Raw genomic sequence first — 18,327 nt, 5'->3', positions numbered from 1 at the left:
TTACATATCAGGCCGCGAAAATCGCGCCATCGGACAGAAGCTGTTCCAGCTTGTCGTCAGAGAACCCCGCCGCGCGCAGGATGGCGCGCGTGTCATGCCCCGTCGGCACCGGTTCGGTGGGGCGGGCCGCAGGGGTGCGGTCAAATCGCGGTGCCGGGGCGGGCTGCATCAGCCCGGCCAGTTCGATAAAGGTTTCACGTTCGACGTTGTGCGGATGGGTCACGGCCTCATCCATGGTCAGGACGGGGGCCACACAGGCATCCGAATTGGTAAAGATTTCTTCCCATTCGGCACGGGTCTTGCTGCGGAACACCTGCTCATAGACCTTGCGCTGGTCGCGCCATTGCGCGCGGTCATATTGCGCATCGCCAACCTCGGCGGGAAGCCCTGCCTTTTCGATCAGTTCGGCAAAGAATTGCGGCTCGATCGCGCCGACCGAAAACAGCTTGTCATCCGCGGTTTCATAAACCCGGTAGAACGGCGCGCCGCCGTCCAGCATGTTGGCCTCGCGTTCATATTTCCAGACGCCCTTGGCCTGCATGCTGCGAAACAGGCCCGCCAACGCCGACACGCCATCGACCATGGCCGCATCGACCACCTGCCCCTTGCCGGACCGGCTGCGTTCCCACAGCGCCGACAATACCCCGAACAACAGGAACATGGTGCCGCCACCGTAATCGGCCACCAGGTTCAGCGGCGGTAATGGCGGCGCATCAGCGGCGCCCATCAGCGACAGCGCACCGGTCAGCGACAGATAGTTCAAATCGTGACCGGCCGTATGCGACAATGGCCCCTTTTGGCCCCAGCCGGTCATGCGGCCAAAGATCAAGCCCGGGTTGCGGGCATGGCAGATATCTGGCCCCAGCCCCAGTTTTTCCATCACGCCGGGCCGGAACCCTTCGATCAGGATATCGGCCTTTTCGATCAGCACCAGCGCGGTTTCGACGCCTGCGGGCGATTTCAGATTGATGGCCACGCTTTTCTTGTTGCGGCTGATGATGTCCTGCAGGCGCGGCTTGCCCAGCCCGCGGTCGATCACGATGACCTCGGCGCCCTGATCGGCCAGCATCTGCCCGGCCAGCGGGCCCGGGCCGATCCCGGCCATTTCGATTACTTTAAGTCCTTCCAGCGGTCCTGGCATGATTTCTCCCTTCGGTTTCGGTCAGGCGGCCACAGCGTCGGCGGCTTTCATCTTTTCGATCGCGGCCATCGGCACCTCGAATGCCGGGCCAAAGGCTTGGGCCAGTTCGGCCGCGCGCGTCACGAAACGGTCAATGCCCACGCCGCGCACAAATTGCAACACGCCCCCGGTATGCGCCGGGAAACCGATCCCCATTATCGAACCGATATTGGCCTCTACCTCGGATGTCACCACGCCTTCGCCATAGCAGCGCAGGGCTTCGATAACCTGACGATACAATATGCGGTCTTCGGCATCGCGCATCGTGACGGGCACGGTGCCTTGTGCGAACTGGGTCAGGCCGGGCCACAGGGTCTTGGTGCCATCCGGGTGATAATCATAGAACCCGCCGCCATAGGCGCGCCCGCCGCGGCCCATTTCGACCAGCTTGTAGGCGATCAGCTGCTTGACCCGGCTTTTGACCGGATAGCCGTCCTTGACGCCCAGCCGTTCATCCAGCGCCTTGTTGGCCTTGTCGGCCCGCACCGACAGCGTTTGTGAAACCTCGTCCTGAACGGCCAGCGGCCCCACCGGCATGCCGACATTCCAGGCTGCCTTTTCGATATCGGCCGCCGGCAGGCCGTCATGCAACAGCGCCATACCTTCGTCGATAAAGGTGCCAAAGACACGAGTGGTGAAAAAGCCGCGGCTGTCATTCACGATAATCGGAATCTTGCCGATCTGCTGAACATAATCATAGGCCTTGCGCAGGGTGTCTTGCGATGTGTCCTTGCCCAGGATGATCTCGACCAGCTTCATCCGGTCGACCGGCGAGAAGAAGTGCAGCCCGATAAAGCGCGACGGATCAGGGCAGGCCTTCGACAACAGCGAAATAGGCAATGTCGAGGTGTTGGACGCGAAAATACCCTCGGGGCTGAGCAGGCCGAATGTATTGGCTGTTACCTTTTCCTTGATGTCGACATCTTCGAAAACCGCCTCGATGATGATATCCACGCCATCGAAATCGTCCTTGTCGGTTGGGCGGATCAGGTTCAGCAGCGCCTCCTTGCCCGCTGCATCCATGCGCCCGCGCGAAATCTGCTTGTCGGCCAGTTTTTCGGAATAGGCCTTGCCCTTTTCGGCCTTGGCCAGTTCGGTATCCTTGAGCACCGATTTCATTCCACGATTGGCTTGCGACCAGGCGATGCCGGCCCCCATCATGCCCGCTCCCAGAATGGCGCCGCTGCCGGCCTTCCAGCGTTCGCCCTTGGGGCGGAAGGTGCCATTCTTGATGGCATTCATGCCAAAGAAAAAGGTGGAAATGGCGGCTTTCGCCTCGGGGCCGGCAACCAGTTCACAAAAACCGCGCACCTCGGCCACCATGCCTTCATCTATGCTCGTCCGCATCGATTCCAGCGCGACCCGATGAATCACCAGCGGCGCGGGCAGCAGGCCGCGGGTCTTTTTCATGACGCCGTCCAGCCGCTTGGCCGCAAAATCGCGGATATGGGGCGCATCGGCCCCGCCGCCAGGATATTCGAAACCGTCGCGGTCCCAAGGCTGGCCGGCGGCATCGGGATGGCTGGTGATCCAGGCGCGGGCGGCGGGCAACAGATCGTCTTGCGCGTCGACAAGTTCATCGACCAAGCCCAGATCCAGCGCCGCCCTTGCGCCGATAACCGACCCGTCCAGCAACAGCGGCAGCGCCCTTTCCAGCCCCAGCAGGGCCGTCAGCCGCACGATACCGCCAGCCGCGGGCAAAAGCCCCAGCGACACTTCGGGCAGGCCCACGGAAACGGCGGGCGATTTCAACGCGATGCGGTGGTGGCAGCTCAGGCAAATCTCGAAACCCCCGCCCAGCGCAGCACCGTTGATTGCGGCCACAACCGGCACCGGCAGTTTCTCCAGCCGACGCAAAACGGCCTTTTTGTCAATGATACCCTGTGCATAGGCGTCATCCACCGCAACGGTGTTCAGGATACGTTTGAGGTCACCCCCCGCGAAGAATGTCTTTTTCGCCGATGCTATGATAACGCCCTTCAGGCCGGGCTCAGCCTCCAGCCTTTCGACCGAGGCTTGTAGAAAATCGCTGAATTCCGGGTTCATCGTATTGTTGGACTGGTCGGATGCATCCAGCATCAGAACAACGATTCCATCCGCGCCTTTTTCATAGCGATGCGCCATAGTCAGTACCCTTTGTATTATGAAAATCTTCTTGTGCTGCGGCACCGGCGGATCGGGGAGCACGCAGAAGACGGCCGCCGGCTGACACAGCGCGGCCCCGTATCGACATCATCTGCATGAAACAACTTCACCCGTCGCTCTCCCTGATCCTGCCAGTGGCATTCGGGCAGAGATTACGGGATGATTCCGGCGAAATCAAACAATGTATTACTCGGCTTTGATTTGACCGGCATCGTCCGACGCACGTACAGCCTGCTCCGAGATCGGATAAGACAGAACGCCGACACATGAATCGATCAGGCTTTCGATCACGCTGGGCGATGTCCAGGCCCGTGACCCGAAAATATTCCGCTCCTCATCGGTTTCCTGATTATGCAGCGACACTTCGCGCATCGCCAGAACATTGGATACCAGCGTAAGCATCACGATGATCCGCTCGCTGGCCAATTGGCGCGGCTGATCCTTCAGATGGTCGCGGAAATAATCGACACAGCGCCGATAGCCGGAATTCAACTGCCCACCGATCGCGGCCAGATACAATTCCCGCTTATTGAAGAACTGGTTGAAGAAACGCATGTTCATTTCAACGGCCGGATCCTGCACAAGCGAGGATTTCACCAGCACGCTGACCACATCGCGCAGCGCAACGGGCTTGCCACCCTTTTCGAGTTCGTTCAGCATCTCGATGCGCCGGGCATCGACGATCTTGGCGCCATCAATCAGCAATTCGCGCACCAGCGCTTCCTTGCTTTCAAAATAATAGGCGATAGATCCGATATTGCGCTGACCAGCGGCGCTTACGATATCGCGCACTGATACGTTGTCGATTCCGCGCTCTATAAAAAGTTCGCTGGCCGCTTCTTTCAGCTTGTCCCGGGTTCGCTGGCTGCGCGACTTTTCGATTTTTGTCATTGATATCGCTTTCGGCCTTCAATAGTTTCGCGTTCTAAATCTGTCGCACCCTGCGGGTCGGACCATGTCGACAGCCGGGGTTACACGATCTTTTAAATGTATAGGATGGGATGCCGTTCAATGGAAGACTCTTGGCGTCAGCAAATAGATACTGACAAGCTGACTGACTGGATGACATCGCAGGGGCTGGGTCATGGCGCGCTGGAAAACATCCGCGCGCTGACCGGGGGAACGCAGAATATTCTGCTGCGTTTCAAACGGGACGGCCGCGATTATGTGCTGCGCTGCCCGCCCGCCAATCCGCGCCTCGACGGCAACAAGACCATCCAGCGCGAAATAACGGTGCTGACGGCGCTGGCGCAGACCAATGTGCCCCATCCACGCCTGATCGCACCCTGCCCCGACAAGGATGTGCTGGGGCGTGCCTTCTATCTGATGGAGCCGGTGGAAGGCTTTACCGCGACCCAGACGCTTCCCGAACTGCATGCCTCGCGGCCCGATATCCGGCGCCAGATGGGCTTTGAATTTCTGAATGCCGGATTAACCCTGGCTGCGGTGGATTATATCGCGGTGGGCCTTGAAGGTTTCGGACGCCCGGAAAACTTTCTGGACCGTCAGGTCAGCCGCTGGCGCGGACAACTGGACAGCTATCATGATTTCGCGGGCTGGCCCGGGCCGGATGGCCTGCCGCATGTCGCGGAAATTTCCGAATGGCTGGCCGCGCGCACGCCTGCGACATTCACGCCGGGCATCATGCATGGTGATTTTCACATGGCCAATGTGATGTTCCGCAATGACGGCCCGGAAATCGCCGCCATTGTCGACTGGGAACTGGCCACGATCGGCGATCCGCTGATTGACATGGGCTGGGCCATCGCAACCTGGCCAGAGGATATTGGCCCTGACAGAAACACCTCGGATATGATCAAATGGGAGGGTCTGCCCAACATCGCCGAATTGATCGACTATTACAGCGCCCGAACCAAGCGCGATATGTCGTCGATCAACTGGTATGCCGTTTTGGGCTGTTATAAACTGTCGATCCTTCTGGAAGGAACCTATGCCCGTGCATCGGCCGGAAAAGCCCCCAAAGAGGTTGGCGACCGGTTGCATGCGGGGGCTATCCGGCTGATGAAACGGGCAATGGCCTTCATAGAACAGGGCGACAGGTTCGGACAAAATGGATAAACTGATGCAGATTCCGCTGCCCCTGATTGACGGTGGCATCAATTTTCGGGCGGTTGGGGGCGGTATCAAGCCGGGTCTGCTGTATCGGTCAGGGGCCTATGACACCCTGACACCGGCCGGACGGGCACAATTGCAGGCGCTTGGGCCGATCACGCTGTTCGATCTGCGCGCGGCCGGCGAACAGGCCCGCCAGCCCTTGCCGCAGTTTGACGACGGCAGCGTGGATCATGTGGCCTTTGTTCACGACATGCATATCGCTGACCTGACCCGCATCCTGCGCGATCCCGGCAGCACCCCACAGCACAGCCGCGAGGCCATGCTGCATATCTATCGCGAACTTCCGAACCGTTTCGTGCCAATTTACCAGCAGATGTTCCGCCATATGGCCGTTACCGATCGGGCGGTTGTCATAAATTGCACCGCGGGCAAGGATCGCACCGGTGTGGCCGTCGCGCTGTTGCTGGGCGCGCTGGGCCAAAGCCGGGATGCCATTCTGGCTGATTATCTGGAAACCAACCGGTCATTCGACGTGATCAAGACCATGTTCCTGCGGCGGCGCGTCAATAGCGGCGCGGCCGACATGCGCCCCGAGGTCATAGACCCGGTTTTGCGCGCCGATCCGGACTATCTGGCGGCCATGTTTGATACGCTTGATGCGGTCGATGGCGGGTTGCATGGCTATCTGACCCGGACGCTGGGACAAAGCGAAGCAGATCTTGACCGGCTGCGCGCCCGTTTTCAGGCCTGATCGAAGCGGCACCATAAAAACGCCCTTGCGAAACGGCGTCCACGGCGATACGAAATATTTAATTCATCGTTTTACGACGCACGACGTATCTGAAAAATATTGGAGGAACTGCAATGAGCTGGGAATTTGAAACCGACCCGGAATTTCAGAAAAAACTGGATTGGGCCGACAAGTTCGTGCGCGAAGAAGTGGAGCCGCTCGATCACGTATTGAAAAGCCCCTACAACGTCACAAACCCAAAATTCGTGCGTCTCGTGCGCCCGTTGCAGGAAGAAGTTCGCCGTCAAAAGATGTGGGCCTGTCACCTTGGTCCAGAGCTGGGCGGCGAAGGTTATGGTCAGGTCAAGCTGGCGCTTTTGAACGAAATTCTGGGCCGCTCGCGTTTTGCACCCACGGTGTTCGGGGCCCAGGCCCCCGACAGCGGGAACGCCGAAATCCTGGCCCATTATGGCACGCCGGAGCAGAAAAAGCGCTTTCTCGAACCGCTGCTGGCCAATGAAATCGTCTCCTGTTTTTCGATGACCGAGCCGCAAGGCGGCGCCGATCCGACCATCTTTACCACCAATGCCGTTCTGGATGGCGACGAATGGGTGATCAACGGTGAAAAATGGTTTGTTTCCAATGGGAACTACGCCGCATTTCATATCGTCATGGCCGTGACGGACCCCGATGCCAGCCCCTATCGGCGGATGTCGATGTTCATTGTGCCGTCTGAAACACCGGGCATCGAACTGGTAACACTCAGCGGCACGGTCGGGTCCAAAGAACCCAGCCATGCCTATTTCCGCTATACCAATGTGCGCATTCCCAAGGACATGATCCTGGGCGGGCGGGGTGATGCGTTTGTTGTTGCGCAGACCCGTCTGGGGGGCGGCCGCGTTCATCACGCGATGCGAACCCTGGGCGAGGCCAAGAAAGCGTTTGATATGGTCTGTCAGCGGGTCGTTTCGCGCTTCACCCAGGGCACGCGCCTGTCGGAGAAGCAAATGGTTCAGGAGAAGATCGCCGACAGCTGGATCGAGATCGAACAATTCCGCCTTCTGCTGCTGCGCACCGCGTGGCTGATCGACAAGCATAACGACTATAAACTTGTCCGGCGCGACATCGCGGCGATCAAGGCCACCATGCCCAAGCTGCTGCATGATGTCGCATCCCGCGCGCTGCATCTGCACGGGGCTTACGGCGTGTCAGACGAGTTGCCCTTCGTGCATATGGTCACGACATCCTTCATGATGGGGCTGGCCGATGGTCCCACCGAAGTGCACAAGATCACCGTCGCCCGGCAGACGTTGCGCAACTACAAGCCGATCGACACCCTGTTCCCAGACTATCATCTGCCGACCGTCAAGGCCAAAGCCGAAGAAAAGTTCCGCGAACTGCTGAGCGATCTGGCCACGGAAGAAGCCCTTTAACCGGCAGGAACAGGAGATAGACATGGACGAACTATTTGATCTGACAGGCAAGGTCGCCCTTGTCACTGGCGGTTCGCGCGGGTTGGGCCTGCAAATGGTGCGGGCCTTTGCCCAGCGCGGCGCGGATGTGATCATCGCCAGCCGCAAGCTGGACGCCTGCGAAGAAGCGGCCGCGGACATTCGCAAGCTGGGGCGGCGTGCCCTGGCGGTTTCGGTGAACGCATCCAACTGGAATGATGTCGAACGGCTGGCCGATACGGCCTATGCCGAATTCGGGCGTGTCGACATTCTGGTGAACAATGCGGGCATGTCGCCCGCCGTGCCCTCGCATGAAATGACCGAAGCCCTGTTCGACAAGGTCGTTTCGCTGAACTTCAAGGGGCCGTTCCGATTGGCCGCGCTTGTGGCGCATCGCATGGCGCAGGGCGATGGTGGTGTCATTATCAACATATCATCCTCTGGCGCGCTGATGCCGTTGCCCAATGTGATCCCCTATTCGGGGGCCAAGGCGGCGCTGAACGCGATGACGGTTTCGATGGCGCGCGAATATGGGCCCAAGGTGCGGGTCAACAGCATTTCCGCAGGCGCGTTCCTGACCGACATTTCCAAGGCCTGGACACCGGAAGCGCGTGAAAAATCGTCCAACTCGGCCGGACGGCCGGGACGCCCCGAGGAAATCGTGACCACCGCGCTGTATCTGGCCAGCCCGGCGTCAAGCTTTACAACCGGGGCGATCATTCGCTGCGACGGCGGCATGTAAGATACTGGCGCGCCGGCCGGCGCGCCAAGATACAGCGCATTTGAGGCTTGCGGGCCCAAGTGAAAGATTTGGAGGGATCGGATATGTCGACTATTTCAAGTGGCGATCGCAACCTGACTTCGGCAGAACTGAAAGATCGTATCGCAAGGGCCGCCGGCGGATTTCTGGCGTTGGGGCTGCAACCCAATGACTCGATCGCCATGCTGGTTCGCAACGATTTCACCTTTCTGGAGGTCGGTCAGGCCGCAACCGTGATCGGGGCGCGGCCCGTGGCCATGAACTGGCATGCAACGGTTCCCGAAGCGCGGTATATCCTTGAGGACTGCGAAGCAAAGGTGCTGGTCATTCACGCTGACCTGCTGCATCGCCTGGCTGATGCCGTACCGGCAGGTGTCAAGGTTCTGGCTGTGCCGACCCCGCCGGAATTGATGGATGCCTTTGATGTCAGCCCCGAAGACGCCGCGCCGCCCGCCGGTGTGACAGACTGGAACACCTGGCGGGACAGTTTTGAACCGCATGCGGGCGATGCCACCCCGACCCCCAGCACCGTGATCTATACATCCGGCACCACGGGCAAACCCAAAGGCGTAATCCGGCGCAAACGTTCGGCCGCGGAACAAGTTGCCCTGCGCGAAATGCTGGGGCGTTGTTTTGGCTTCCTGGATGTTGATCCACCCAGCGTGGTAACGGCCGTGATCGGCCCGATCTATCATTCGGCCCCCAATGCGCATTCCAACTATTCCTATGCAATGGGTGCCAGTGTCATCATCATGCCGCGCTTTACGCCTGAAGGGCTGCTGAAGATGATCGAAACGCATAAGATCACCCACCTGAATATGGTTCCGATCATGTTCGCGCGCCTGCTGAAACTGCCGCAAGAGGTGCGCGCGCGGTACGATCTGTCATCGCTGCGTTATGTCGGCCATGCCGCCGCCCCCTGCCCGCCCGAAATCAAGCGCCAGATGATCGAATGGTGGGGGCCGGTCATCAACGAATATTATGGCTCGACCGAAATGGGCAATGTCACCCATTGCACATCAGAACAGGCGCTGGCCCATCCGGGCACCGTGGGCAAACCGATGCCGGGCGCGATTGTCAGGGTGGTCGATGCAGAGGGCAACGATATGCCGCCCATGGGAATCGGTGAAATCATCGGACGTGCCAGCGGCACCGCCGATTTCGATTACAAGGGGTATGATCCCGCAGCGCGGCAGGGGATGAAATTCGGGCTGATCGCCTCGGGCGACGTGGGTTATTTCAACGAGGATGGATTCCTGTTCATCTGCGACCGGAACTCTGACATGATCATTTCCGGTGGCGTGAACATCTATCCCGCCGAGATCGAGGCCGCGCTGCATCAGATGCCCGGCATCGAGGATTGCGCCGTATTCGGCATCCCGAACGAAGAATTCGGCGAAAGCGTCTGTGCCGTGATCCAGATGCAGCCCGGCCAACCGCAGGACGCCGCCGCCGTTCAGGCCTTCTTGCGCGAACATGTCGCCGGATACAAAATTCCGCGCACGGTTGCCTTTACAGACAACATGCCGCGCGAAGATTCCGGCAAGGTGTTCAAGCGCAAGCTGCGCGAACCCTATTGGGCGAATGCGGGCCGGTCGATCTGATATCGCATGGGCGGCGGATTACGCGCCGCCCATATCAAACCCCAGATGCCGGGCGACGGTAAAGATATCCTTGTCGCCGCGCCCGCACATGTTCATCACGATGATATGGTCGGCGGGCAGTTCCGGCGCGATCTTCATCACATGGGCCAGCGCATGGCTGGGTTCCAGCGCCGGAATGATGCCTTCCAGCGCGCAGGACAGTTGAAACGCTTCCAGCGCCTCGGCATCGGTGATCGAAACATATTGGGCGCGGCCGGTGTCGTGCAGCCAGGAATGTTCCGGCCCGATGCCGGGATAATCCAGGCCCGCCGAAATGCTGAAGCCTTCCAGGATCTGCCCGTCCTCATCCTGCAACAAATAGGTGCGGTTGCCATGCAGCACACCGGGGCGCCCGCCGGTCAGCGACGCGCAATGCTGCATCTTGTCGTCTACGCCCTTGCCGCCGGCCTCGACCCCGATGATGTTCACCGAAGGGTCATCCAGAAACGGAAAGAACAGCCCCATCGCGTTCGATCCGCCACCAATGGCGGCGATCAGCGTATCGGGCAGACGGCCTTCGCCTTCCTGTTCTTCCAGTTGCCAGCGGACCTCCTTGCCGATGATCGACTGGAAATCACGCACCATCGCCGGATAGGGATGCGGGCCCGCCACGGTCCCGATGCAATAGAAGGTATCGCGCACATTGGTGACCCAGTCGCGCAGCGCATCGTTCATCGCATCCTTCAGCGTGCCGCGCCCGGATGTGACCGGCACGACCTCTGCCCCCAGCAGGCGCATGCGGAACACGTTCGGGGCCTGCCGTTCGACATCATGCGCGCCCATATAGACCACGCATTTCAGCCCGAACTTGGCGCAGACCGTGGCGGTGGCCACCCCGTGCTGCCCGGCCCCGGTTTCGGCGATGATCCGCGTCTTGCCCATGCGCATCGCCAGAATGATCTGGCCCAGCACGTTGTTGATCTTGTGCGCGCCGGTATGGTTCAGCTCGTCGCGTTTCAGATAGATCTTAGCCCCGCCCAGATGCTTCGTCAGCCGGTCGGCATAGTAAAGCGGGCTGGGACGGCCGACATAGTGCTTCCACAGATCATCCATCTGCGCCCAGAATGTGGGGTCGGTCTTGGCGTGTTCGTATTCGGCCTCAAGCGACAGGATCAGCGGCATCAGGGTTTCACTGACAAACCGCCCGCCGAAAATGCCGAACCGGCCATTTTCATCGGGGCCGGACATGAAGCTGTTGAAAAGGTCGTTCATTAAAGGCCCCCTTGCAGTATCGCCGTCTCATCTAGCGCCAATGGCCCACGGGGTAAAGCGGTGCTCAGCCCTGCGCCGCCGCAATGAACGCGGCAATCCGGCCCGCATCCTTGACCCCTGGCGCGCTTTCGACGCCCGAAGATACATCGACCTGCCGCGCGCCGGTCAGCCTGATCGCCTCGGCCACGTTTTCTGCCGTCAGCCCACCGGCCAGCATCCAGGGCAGGGTCCAGTATTTGCGCCGGATCAGCCGCCAGTCAAAGGCCAGCCCGTTGCCACCCGGCAGATCGGCCCCCTTGGGGGGCTTGGCGTCGATCAACAGTTGATCGGCCACCCGGGAATAGATGTCGATCGCCGCCAGATCCTCGGGCCCGGCCACGCCCACGGCCTTCATCACCGGCAGGCCATAGCGCGCCTTGATGGCCAGCACCCGCTGCGGGCTTTCGGACCCATGCAGTTGCAACATGTCCAGCGGCACGGCGTTGATGATCGCATCCAGCGCCGCGTCATCGGCATCGACCACCAGCGCCACCTTGGCCACGCCGGGCGGCACAACGTCGGCCAGCGCACGGGCCTGATCCAGCGTGACATGGCGCGGCGATTTCGGGAAAAACACCAGCCCGACATAGGCCGCACCCGCGTCCACGGCCGCGCTCAGGGTTGCACCATCGCGCAGCCCGCAAATCTTTACCCTGATGTCATGCGTTGCCATGCAGCGGCTTTAGCCTGCCTTGCGCGGTTCCTCAAGCAGGGCGAGCACCTCGTCCTGCGGCGTTGCGGTCTGTTTCAGGCGGCGCACCTCGCGTTTGAGGGTCTTTGCCTCGCGCTTGGCCTCGGCCGCCTCGGCGCGGTGGCGGGCGGCGCGCAGCCATTCCCAGACAAAGCCGATCAGCAGCCCGGCGATGATTCCGCCGAAGACGACCAGAAACAGCGGCAACTCGACCTGCCAGCTGAAGCCAGCGAAATCCGACAGCTCTGCCGGCAACAGACGCAACAGCACGATCTCGCGATTGGCGAGTGCGACAATGATCAAACCAAGGGCCAACAGACCCAGGAACAGATAGCGCAGATATCGTATCATGCGGCAGCCCCGCTTATTTTCCGTTCAGACGATCGCGCAACAGCTTGCCCGTCTTGAAAAACGGAACGTATTTCTCGTCCACACTGACGGAATCGCCGGTGCGCGGATTGCGCCCGACCCGTGCATCACGCTTTTTCACCGAAAACGCACCAAAGCCACGCAGTTCAACCCGATCGCCTTTCGACATGGCGCTGATGATCTCTTCGAAAATCGTATTCACGATGCGTTCAACATCGCGCTGAAACAGATGCGGGTTTTCTTCGGCAATCTTCTGGATCAACTCTGAACGTATCATCGGACTTCATCCCCCCGGATTCTGCGCCTTCGGCGCGCGATGGTGCGGTTGTGCGAACGGGCCGACTATAAGCGCGTTTTTTGCTTCGAGAAACAGAAAGCATTGGAAAAGAAGGGAAAAGGTAGAAAGTGACGCCAAGAAACCGTGCCACTTCTGGCTTGCCGGGGCAAGGCGCATGTATTTCGACCTGTCCGCGCTGGAACGGATCGCGTCCCGACACACCGATTCGCACAAAAAACAAACGGCCCCGCAACATGCTGCGGGGCCGTCCGATTTCAATCATAAGACTTGGTTCAGTCGTCGCCGCGCTTGAGGGCGGCGCCCAGGATATCACCCAGCGACGCACCCGAATCGGACGATCCGAACTGTTCCACGGCCTCTTTTTCCTCGGCGATTTCGCGGGCCTTGATCGACAGGCCCAGACGGCGGGTCTTGGTGTCGATATTGGTCACACGGGCATCGACCTTGTCACCCACCTGGAAGCGCTCGGGGCGCTGTTCGGCACGGTCACGCGACAGGTCCGAACGACGGATGAAGGATTTCATGCCTTCATGTTCGACCTCGATGCCGCCATCCTCGATCGCCGTCACGGTCACGGTGATGATCGAGCCGCGCTTGACGCCTTCGACGGCATCGGCGAACTGATCGCCCCCCAGTGCCTTGACCGACAGGCTGATGCGTTCCTTTTCCACATCAACTTCGGTGACGACAGCCTTGACCACATCGTTCTTGTGGAAGTTCTGAATGGCCTCTTCGCCACGCTGATCCCACGACAGGTCGGACAGGTGAACCATGCCGTCGATATCGTTTTCCAGGCCAATGAACAGACCGAATTCGGTGATGTTCTTGACCTCGCCCTCGACCTCGGTGCCGACGGGATGGGTTTCGGCGAACACTTCCCACGGGTTACGCTGGGTCTGTTTCAGGCCAAGCGACACGCGACGTTTGGCAGTGTCGATTTCCAGAACCATGACCTCGACTTCTTGCGAAGTGGACACGATCTTGCCCGGATGGACGTTCTTCTTGGTCCAGGACATTTCCGAAACGTGAACCAGACCTTCGACGCCGGCCTCAAGCTCGACGAATGCGCCGTAATCGGTGATGTTGGTCACGCGGCCCTGATGGACAGAGCCCAGCGGGAATTTCTCTTCGACCGAATCCCACGGATCGGCCTGCAGCTGCTTCATGCCCAGCGAAATCCGGTGGGTTTCCTTGTTGATCTTGATGACCTGCACCTTGATCGTCTCGCCGATCGACAGGATCTCGGACGGGTGGTTCACACGGCGCCAGGCCATGTCGGTGACGTGCAACAGCCCGTCAACGCCGCCCAGATCAACGAACGCACCGTATTCGGTGATGTTCTTGACCACGCCGTCGATCGCCTGGCCTTCGGTCAGGTTGCCGATGACCTCGGCGCGCTGCTCGGCACGGCTTTCTTCCAGAATGGCGCGGCGCGACACGACGATATTGCCCCGGCGGCGGTCCATTTTCAGAATCTGGAACGGCTGCTTCAGACCCATCAGCGGGCCTGCATCACGCACGGGGCGCACATCAACCTGGCTGCCCGGCAGGAAGGCCACGGCACCGCCCAGATCGACGGTGAACCCGCCCTTGACCCGGCCAAAGATCGCGCCATCGACACGCTCTTCTTTTTCGTATGCTTTTTCCAGACGATCCCAGGCTTCTTCCCGGCGCGCCTTTTCGCGGCTGATCGAGGCCTCGCCCCGCGCGTTTTCAACGCGATCCAGGAACACCTCGACCTCATCGCCGACCGAAATATCGGGCGCTTCGCCCGGATTTGCGAATTCTTTCAGATCGATGCGGCCTTCCATCTTGAAGCCGACATCGATGATGGCCTGACCTGCCTCGATGGCGATCACGCGGCCTTTGACGACACTGCCTTCCTGCGGCATGTCGATTTCGAAGCTTTCATTCAGGAGGGCTTCGAAATCCTCCATAGATACGTTCTGAGCCATATGGTCCAAGTTTCCTTTGTTTGCGTATTTACTGGCCATGCGGTTGTCTCCGCCGGTCTTTGGGTTGGTCCTGTGCGGGCAATGCCAAAAAGACAGCAAAGGGCCGGTGTTGATCCCGACCCTGCCCCGTCTTTTGTTCTATGGCTTTGACCGCCTTGTCGATAGCGGCGTCTATAAAGCGTTCCGGGGTGCGGGGCAAGGGGGATGGGGGGAATGCCGAATGACAGCTTTGCTGGACGTTGCCGCCTTTCGACTTAGTCAAAGAAGGTAGCGAAATCCGTGGCCAAAAGCAGATAGCCGAAGGCTGCGATGGTCGTTGCATCTTTGATCTCACCGTTCCCGATCATGTGTCGGACTTGTGCGACGGTGAACCCACGCGAAACCATGTCGCTCTCGGTTTCTTCGCGCTCGGCCTGACCATGTTCCAAATCTGAAGCGACATAAAGGTGGTAGCCTTGGTTGGAGTAGCCATATGCCTGAAACAGATGGCCAACGCGCACAAGATTGCCCGCACGTAGTCCAGTTTCCTCGCGAAGCTCTGCCATTGCGACCGCCTCTGGGTCTGAATCCGGCTTTTCTTCCCAAGATCCTTGTGGGACTTCCCAGTACCGCCCGCCGACGGGATACCGATGCTGTTGCACCAGATGAATGCGCTTCTCTGTGTCTATTGGCACGATTGCTACGAAATCCGGCTTTTCAACCACTCCATAGATGCCACGCGCGCCGTTGGGGAACTCGACAGAGTCCTCTCGGACCCGCATCCAGCGATTGGAGTAGACTTCGCGGCTATCGTAGCAAGTGATCATTGGCACCTGATCCTTTGTGTATAGGGGTGTGCATCCTAGCTCACATCCTGCATCGGTTTCATGAATGGCGGCAATGGGCTCATTGCCGTCGTCTACCGCCACACACCGACCTCAAATTACTGCCCTTGCGCCGCCACCCTTTCGGTCACCACCTCGATCGCCCGCGCCACGGCGTCCTCTATCGTCATCCGGGTCGTATCCAGCACCACCGCATCCGGGGCCACCGCCATCGGCGCGGCCGCGCGCCCCGCATCGCGCGCATCGCGCGCGCGCAGGTCAGCCAGCACCCCGTCAGGCGTCACATCCGCGCCGTTTGCCGACAATTCCCGATACCGCCGATCCGCCCGCACCGCATCGCTGGCGGTCACGTATAATTTTACCTGCGCCCCCGGGCAGATCACCGTGCCGATATCGCGCCCGTCCAGAACCGCGCCGCCATCGCGCGCCGCAAAGGCGCGCTGGAACGCCAGCAGCGCGTCGCGGACCTGCGCAATGGCCGCAACCCTTGACGCCGCCTGCGCCACCGCCGCCGTCCGCAGATCGTCGCGCGCCATGTCGCCCGGCGTCAGGCTGCGGGCGGCTTCAACCGGATCGGCCCCCGCCAGAACCCGCGCCCCCACGGCCCGGTACAGCAGCCCGGTATCCAGATGCGCAAACCCGAAATGCGCGGCCACCGCGCGCGAAATCGTGCCCTTGCCTGCGGCTGCCGGCCCGTCGATGGCAACCGTGAACCTCACGTGGGGCTTCGCGCCAGATGCGCGCCCAGCCGCTCCATCAGCGGCTCAAACACCGGAAAGGACGTGGCGATCGGCCCGGCATCATCCACCCCGATCGGCTTTTGCGCCGCCATCCCGGCAATCAGGAACGACATCGCGATCCGGTGATCCAGATGGGTCTTGCACACCGCCCCGCCCGGCATCCCGCCCGGCCCCATCCCGTGCACAATCAGCGTATCGTGATCCTCTTCGACGCGCACGCCGCAAGCCTCCAGCCCGCGCGCCATCGCGTCGATCCGGTCGCTTTCCTTGACCCGCAATTCCTTGATGCCGCGCATGGTCGTCACCCCTTCGGCAAAGGCCGCGACAACCGCCAGAATGGGATATTCGTCGATCATCGACGGCGCGCGGTCCGCCGGCACTTCAATACCCTTCATCGCGCCCGAAAAGCGCGCGCGCAGATCGGCCACCGGCTCGCCACCCTCGATCCGCATGTTCTCAAACACCAGGTCGGCACCCATGTCCTGCAAGGTGGTGAACAGCCCCGCCCGCGTCGGGTTCAACCCGATCCCCGGCACCAGCACGTCAGATCCCTCGACGATCAGCGCCGCACAAACCGGAAAGGCCGCCGAACTGGGATCGCGCGGCACCACGATATCCTGGGGGCGCAATTCGGGCTGCCCGGTCAGGGTGATGACACGCCCCTCGGGCCCGTCCTGCACCGATACCTCAGCCCCAAAGCCCGCCAGCATCCGTTCGGTATGGTCGCGGGTTGCCTCGCGCTCGATCACCACCGTCTGCCCCGGCGTGTTCAAGCCGGCCAGCAACACCGCCGATTTCACCTGCGCCGAGGGCACCGGCACGCCATAGCGCACCGGCACCGGCTCTGCCGCACCCACAACCACCATGGGCAACCGCCCGCCGCCGCGCCCGTAAGACCTCGCCCCGAACAGCGCCAGCGGATCGGTCACCCGTCCCATCGGCCGCCCGCGCAAACTGGCATCGCCCGTGAAGGTGGCGGTGATCGGTGTGGTCGCCATCGCCCCCATGATCAGCCGCACGCCGGTGCCCGAATTGCCGCAATCAATCACATCCGCAGGCTCGGCAAAGCCGCCGACGCCGACGCCCTGCACCGTCCATTCGCCCGGCCCCAGATGTGTCACCTCGGCACCAAAGGCCCGCATGGCGCGCGCGGTGTCCAGCACGTCCTGCCCTTCCAGCAGCCCGCGGATATGGGTCTGCCCCACGGCCAGCGCCCCCAGGATCAGCGCGCGATGCGAAATCGACTTGTCGCCCGGCACTTCGGCACGGCCCGTCAACGGCCCTGCCCGGCGCGCGGTCATCGGGATCGGATCACCATGGCCTGACATCACGCAATCTCCCTCAAATCACATGGCCGCAGGCATAGCGAACGGCCCCGCCCCGGTCCAGCGTCATCCCCATCTTCTTGGCGCAAATACTCGCGCCGCAGGCCGCGCCCGGCACGGGCGCAAAGCGATATCGTGGTGCCACAGGCGCCGCTGTTTTCCTAAAGCCGCCGAAACGTCAGATAATGCGGCACCCGGCCCTCGCGCAGCGCCTTTTGCTCATAGCGCGTCGAATACCAATCATCCCAGGGCTGCCGCCAGTCTTCCGGCCCCTCGGCCAGCCATTCAAACCCGTGACCAGGAACCTGCTCCAGCGTCTGGCGCACATAGTCGGGTATGTCGGTGGCCACCCGAAATTCGGCGCCAGGGCGCAGCACTCGCGCCAAGGGCGCCAGGAATTCCGGCGTCACGAACCGGCGGCGGTGATGGCGCGCCTTGGGCCATGGGTCGGGATAGAGCAGAAACGCCCGCGCGATCGACGCATCCGGCAGCACGTCAAACAGATCGCGCACATCGTCGGGATGCACGGCGACATTGCCGACACCGGCGCGGCGTATCTTGCCCAGCAGCATCGCCACACCGTTGATGAACGGCTCGCAGCCGATGATACCCACATCGGGGTTCAGCGCCGCCTGATGCACCATATGCTCGCCACCACCAAAGCCGATTTCCAGCCAGACCTCATCGGCGCCCGGAAACAGGGCGACGGGATCGATCGGGGCGCGGTCCGGGTTGTCCTCCCAACTCACGCCTTTCGGGGCCAGGGCCGCCAGGTCGCTGTCCAGATAGTCGCGCTGGCTGTCGCGCAGGGTCTTGCCATGGCGACGGCCATAGAAATTGCGCCAGGGTGCGCCGGATGGGTGCGAATTTTCAGTCATCTATATGTAAA

The 18,327-nt window shown here is 61.0% G+C and carries 18 protein-coding genes; 5 read left to right on the top strand and 13 right to left on the bottom strand.

Annotation, left to right across the window (positions count from 1 at the left end):
• Positions 1 to 7: 7 nt before the first annotated feature.
• The 3 genes from ACTCHC_RS05985 to ACTCHC_RS05975 form a co-directional block, all read right to left on the bottom strand.
• Positions 8 to 1,141 (bottom strand): CaiB/BaiF CoA transferase family protein, encoded by a 1,134-nt coding sequence (locus tag ACTCHC_RS05985; RefSeq protein WP_463021568.1) that lies wholly within the window; start codon positions 1,139 to 1,141, stop codon positions 8 to 10.
• A 21-nt stretch (positions 1,142 to 1,162) separates the two neighbouring features.
• Positions 1,163 to 3,304 carry a 3-hydroxyacyl-CoA dehydrogenase NAD-binding domain-containing protein gene (locus ACTCHC_RS05980; RefSeq protein ID WP_463021567.1) on the bottom strand — a complete coding sequence of 714 codons (2,142 nt, stop codon included), beginning with the start codon at positions 3,302 to 3,304 and terminating at the stop codon, positions 1,163 to 1,165.
• Positions 3,305 to 3,511: 207 nt separating this feature from the next.
• Complete coding sequence (locus ACTCHC_RS05975; RefSeq protein WP_463021566.1) at positions 3,512 to 4,216, bottom strand: TetR/AcrR family transcriptional regulator; 705 nt, start codon at positions 4,214 to 4,216, stop codon at positions 3,512 to 3,514.
• Between the two features lie 120 nt (positions 4,217 to 4,336).
• Here ACTCHC_RS05975 and ACTCHC_RS05970 point away from each other — a divergent pair, with 120 nt between their 5' ends.
• The 5 genes from ACTCHC_RS05970 to ACTCHC_RS05950 all read left to right on the top strand — a co-directional run bounded on the left by ACTCHC_RS05970 (position 4,337) and on the right by ACTCHC_RS05950 (position 9,946).
• Positions 4,337 to 5,404 (top strand): phosphotransferase family protein, encoded by a 1,068-nt coding sequence (locus ACTCHC_RS05970; protein ID WP_463021565.1) that lies wholly within the window; start codon positions 4,337 to 4,339, stop codon positions 5,402 to 5,404.
• Positions 5,405 to 5,408: 4 nt separating this feature from the next.
• The gene (locus ACTCHC_RS05965) at positions 5,409 to 6,152 is read left to right on the top strand and encodes a tyrosine-protein phosphatase (RefSeq protein ID WP_463021564.1); all 744 of its coding nucleotides are present in this window, start codon (positions 5,409 to 5,411) and stop codon (positions 6,150 to 6,152) included.
• Positions 6,153 to 6,265: 113 nt separating this feature from the next.
• Complete coding sequence (locus ACTCHC_RS05960) at positions 6,266 to 7,564, top strand: acyl-CoA dehydrogenase family protein (protein ID WP_463021563.1); 1,299 nt, start codon at positions 6,266 to 6,268, stop codon at positions 7,562 to 7,564.
• Between the two features lie 22 nt (positions 7,565 to 7,586).
• A complete protein-coding gene (locus ACTCHC_RS05955; protein WP_463021562.1) occupies positions 7,587 to 8,324 on the top strand; it encodes an SDR family NAD(P)-dependent oxidoreductase in 738 nt (245 codons plus the stop codon).
• 83 nt (positions 8,325 to 8,407) lie between these two features.
• The gene (locus tag ACTCHC_RS05950) at positions 8,408 to 9,946 is read left to right on the top strand and encodes an acyl-CoA synthetase (RefSeq protein WP_463021561.1); all 1,539 of its coding nucleotides are present in this window, start codon (positions 8,408 to 8,410) and stop codon (positions 9,944 to 9,946) included.
• 18 nt (positions 9,947 to 9,964) lie between these two features.
• On the opposite strand, the gene trpB is transcribed toward ACTCHC_RS05950, so the two are convergent.
• From trpB to trmB, 10 genes are all read right to left on the bottom strand, one after another.
• Positions 9,965 to 11,197 (bottom strand): tryptophan synthase subunit beta, encoded by a 1,233-nt coding sequence (trpB, locus tag ACTCHC_RS05945; RefSeq protein WP_463021560.1) that lies wholly within the window; start codon positions 11,195 to 11,197, stop codon positions 9,965 to 9,967.
• Positions 11,198 to 11,261: 64 nt separating this feature from the next.
• Positions 11,262 to 11,909, bottom strand: coding sequence for a phosphoribosylanthranilate isomerase (locus ACTCHC_RS05940; protein WP_463021559.1), 648 nt, complete (start codon positions 11,907 to 11,909; stop codon positions 11,262 to 11,264).
• Between the two features lie 9 nt (positions 11,910 to 11,918).
• On the bottom strand, positions 11,919 to 12,278 hold the full coding sequence (locus ACTCHC_RS05935) for a lipopolysaccharide assembly protein LapA domain-containing protein (protein ID WP_463021558.1): 360 nt from the start codon (positions 12,276 to 12,278) through the stop codon (positions 11,919 to 11,921).
• Between the two features lie 13 nt (positions 12,279 to 12,291).
• Positions 12,292 to 12,573 carry an integration host factor subunit beta gene (gene ihfB, locus ACTCHC_RS05930; protein ID WP_463021557.1) on the bottom strand — a complete coding sequence of 94 codons (282 nt, stop codon included), beginning with the start codon at positions 12,571 to 12,573 and terminating at the stop codon, positions 12,292 to 12,294.
• Between the two features lie 293 nt (positions 12,574 to 12,866).
• Entirely contained in the window at positions 12,867 to 14,549 is a 1,683-nt protein-coding gene (rpsA, locus tag ACTCHC_RS05925; protein ID WP_463021556.1) for a 30S ribosomal protein S1, read from the bottom strand.
• 254 nt (positions 14,550 to 14,803) lie between these two features.
• Positions 14,804 to 15,355: an NUDIX domain-containing protein gene (locus ACTCHC_RS05920; protein WP_463021555.1), complete on the bottom strand. Its 552-nt coding sequence runs from the start codon at positions 15,353 to 15,355 to the stop codon at positions 14,804 to 14,806.
• Between the two features lie 116 nt (positions 15,356 to 15,471).
• Positions 15,472 to 16,092, bottom strand: a complete 621-nt coding sequence (locus ACTCHC_RS05915; RefSeq protein ID WP_463021554.1) for a (d)CMP kinase — start codon at positions 16,090 to 16,092, stop codon at positions 15,472 to 15,474.
• Positions 16,089 to 17,441, bottom strand: a complete 1,353-nt coding sequence (aroA, locus tag ACTCHC_RS05910) for a 3-phosphoshikimate 1-carboxyvinyltransferase (protein ID WP_463021553.1) — start codon at positions 17,439 to 17,441, stop codon at positions 16,089 to 16,091. The genes ACTCHC_RS05915 and aroA overlap by 4 nt, the downstream gene beginning before the upstream one ends.
• A 13-nt stretch (positions 17,442 to 17,454) precedes the next feature.
• The gene (locus ACTCHC_RS05905; RefSeq protein WP_463021552.1) at positions 17,455 to 17,583 is read right to left on the bottom strand and encodes a hypothetical protein; all 129 of its coding nucleotides are present in this window, start codon (positions 17,581 to 17,583) and stop codon (positions 17,455 to 17,457) included.
• A 16-nt stretch (positions 17,584 to 17,599) separates the two neighbouring features.
• Complete coding sequence (gene trmB / locus ACTCHC_RS05900; RefSeq protein WP_463021551.1) at positions 17,600 to 18,316, bottom strand: tRNA (guanine(46)-N(7))-methyltransferase TrmB; 717 nt, start codon at positions 18,314 to 18,316, stop codon at positions 17,600 to 17,602.
• Positions 18,317 to 18,327 lie beyond the last annotated feature (11 nt).

Source organism: Actibacterium sp. (assembly GCF_055134745.1).
The sequence above is the reverse complement of the archived record's forward strand: the minus strand, read 5'-3'. Positions and strand labels throughout refer to the sequence as shown.

What these genes read in the sequence shown, in the direction of transcription:
- ACTCHC_RS05955 (WP_463021562.1), top strand. Translation starts at nt 7,587, where the DNA reads ATGGACGAACTATTTGATCTGACAGGCAAGGTCGCCCTTGTCACTGGC.
- trmB (WP_463021551.1), bottom strand. Translation starts at nt 18,316, where the DNA reads ATGACTGAAAATTCGCACCCATCCGGCGCACCCTGGCGCAATTTCTAT.
- rpsA (WP_463021556.1), bottom strand. Translation starts at nt 14,549, where the DNA reads ATGGCTCAGAACGTATCTATGGAGGATTTCGAAGCCCTCCTGAATGAA.
- ACTCHC_RS05970 (WP_463021565.1), top strand. Translation starts at nt 4,337, where the DNA reads ATGGAAGACTCTTGGCGTCAGCAAATAGATACTGACAAGCTGACTGAC.
- ACTCHC_RS05935 (WP_463021558.1), bottom strand. Translation starts at nt 12,278, where the DNA reads ATGATACGATATCTGCGCTATCTGTTCCTGGGTCTGTTGGCCCTTGGT.
- ACTCHC_RS05975 (WP_463021566.1), bottom strand. Translation starts at nt 4,216, where the DNA reads ATGACAAAAATCGAAAAGTCGCGCAGCCAGCGAACCCGGGACAAGCTG.
- ihfB (WP_463021557.1), bottom strand. Translation starts at nt 12,573, where the DNA reads ATGATACGTTCAGAGTTGATCCAGAAGATTGCCGAAGAAAACCCGCAT.
- ACTCHC_RS05950 (WP_463021561.1), top strand. Translation starts at nt 8,408, where the DNA reads ATGTCGACTATTTCAAGTGGCGATCGCAACCTGACTTCGGCAGAACTG.
- ACTCHC_RS05920 (WP_463021555.1), bottom strand. Translation starts at nt 15,355, where the DNA reads ATGATCACTTGCTACGATAGCCGCGAAGTCTACTCCAATCGCTGGATG.
- ACTCHC_RS05980 (WP_463021567.1), bottom strand. Translation starts at nt 3,304, where the DNA reads ATGGCGCATCGCTATGAAAAAGGCGCGGATGGAATCGTTGTTCTGATG.
- trpB (WP_463021560.1), bottom strand. Translation starts at nt 11,197, where the DNA reads ATGAACGACCTTTTCAACAGCTTCATGTCCGGCCCCGATGAAAATGGC.
- ACTCHC_RS05960 (WP_463021563.1), top strand. Translation starts at nt 6,266, where the DNA reads ATGAGCTGGGAATTTGAAACCGACCCGGAATTTCAGAAAAAACTGGAT.
- ACTCHC_RS05965 (WP_463021564.1), top strand. Translation starts at nt 5,409, where the DNA reads ATGCAGATTCCGCTGCCCCTGATTGACGGTGGCATCAATTTTCGGGCG.
- ACTCHC_RS05985 (WP_463021568.1), bottom strand. Translation starts at nt 1,141, where the DNA reads ATGCCAGGACCGCTGGAAGGACTTAAAGTAATCGAAATGGCCGGGATC.
- ACTCHC_RS05940 (WP_463021559.1), bottom strand. Translation starts at nt 11,909, where the DNA reads ATGGCAACGCATGACATCAGGGTAAAGATTTGCGGGCTGCGCGATGGT.
- aroA (WP_463021553.1), bottom strand. Translation starts at nt 17,441, where the DNA reads ATGTCAGGCCATGGTGATCCGATCCCGATGACCGCGCGCCGGGCAGGG.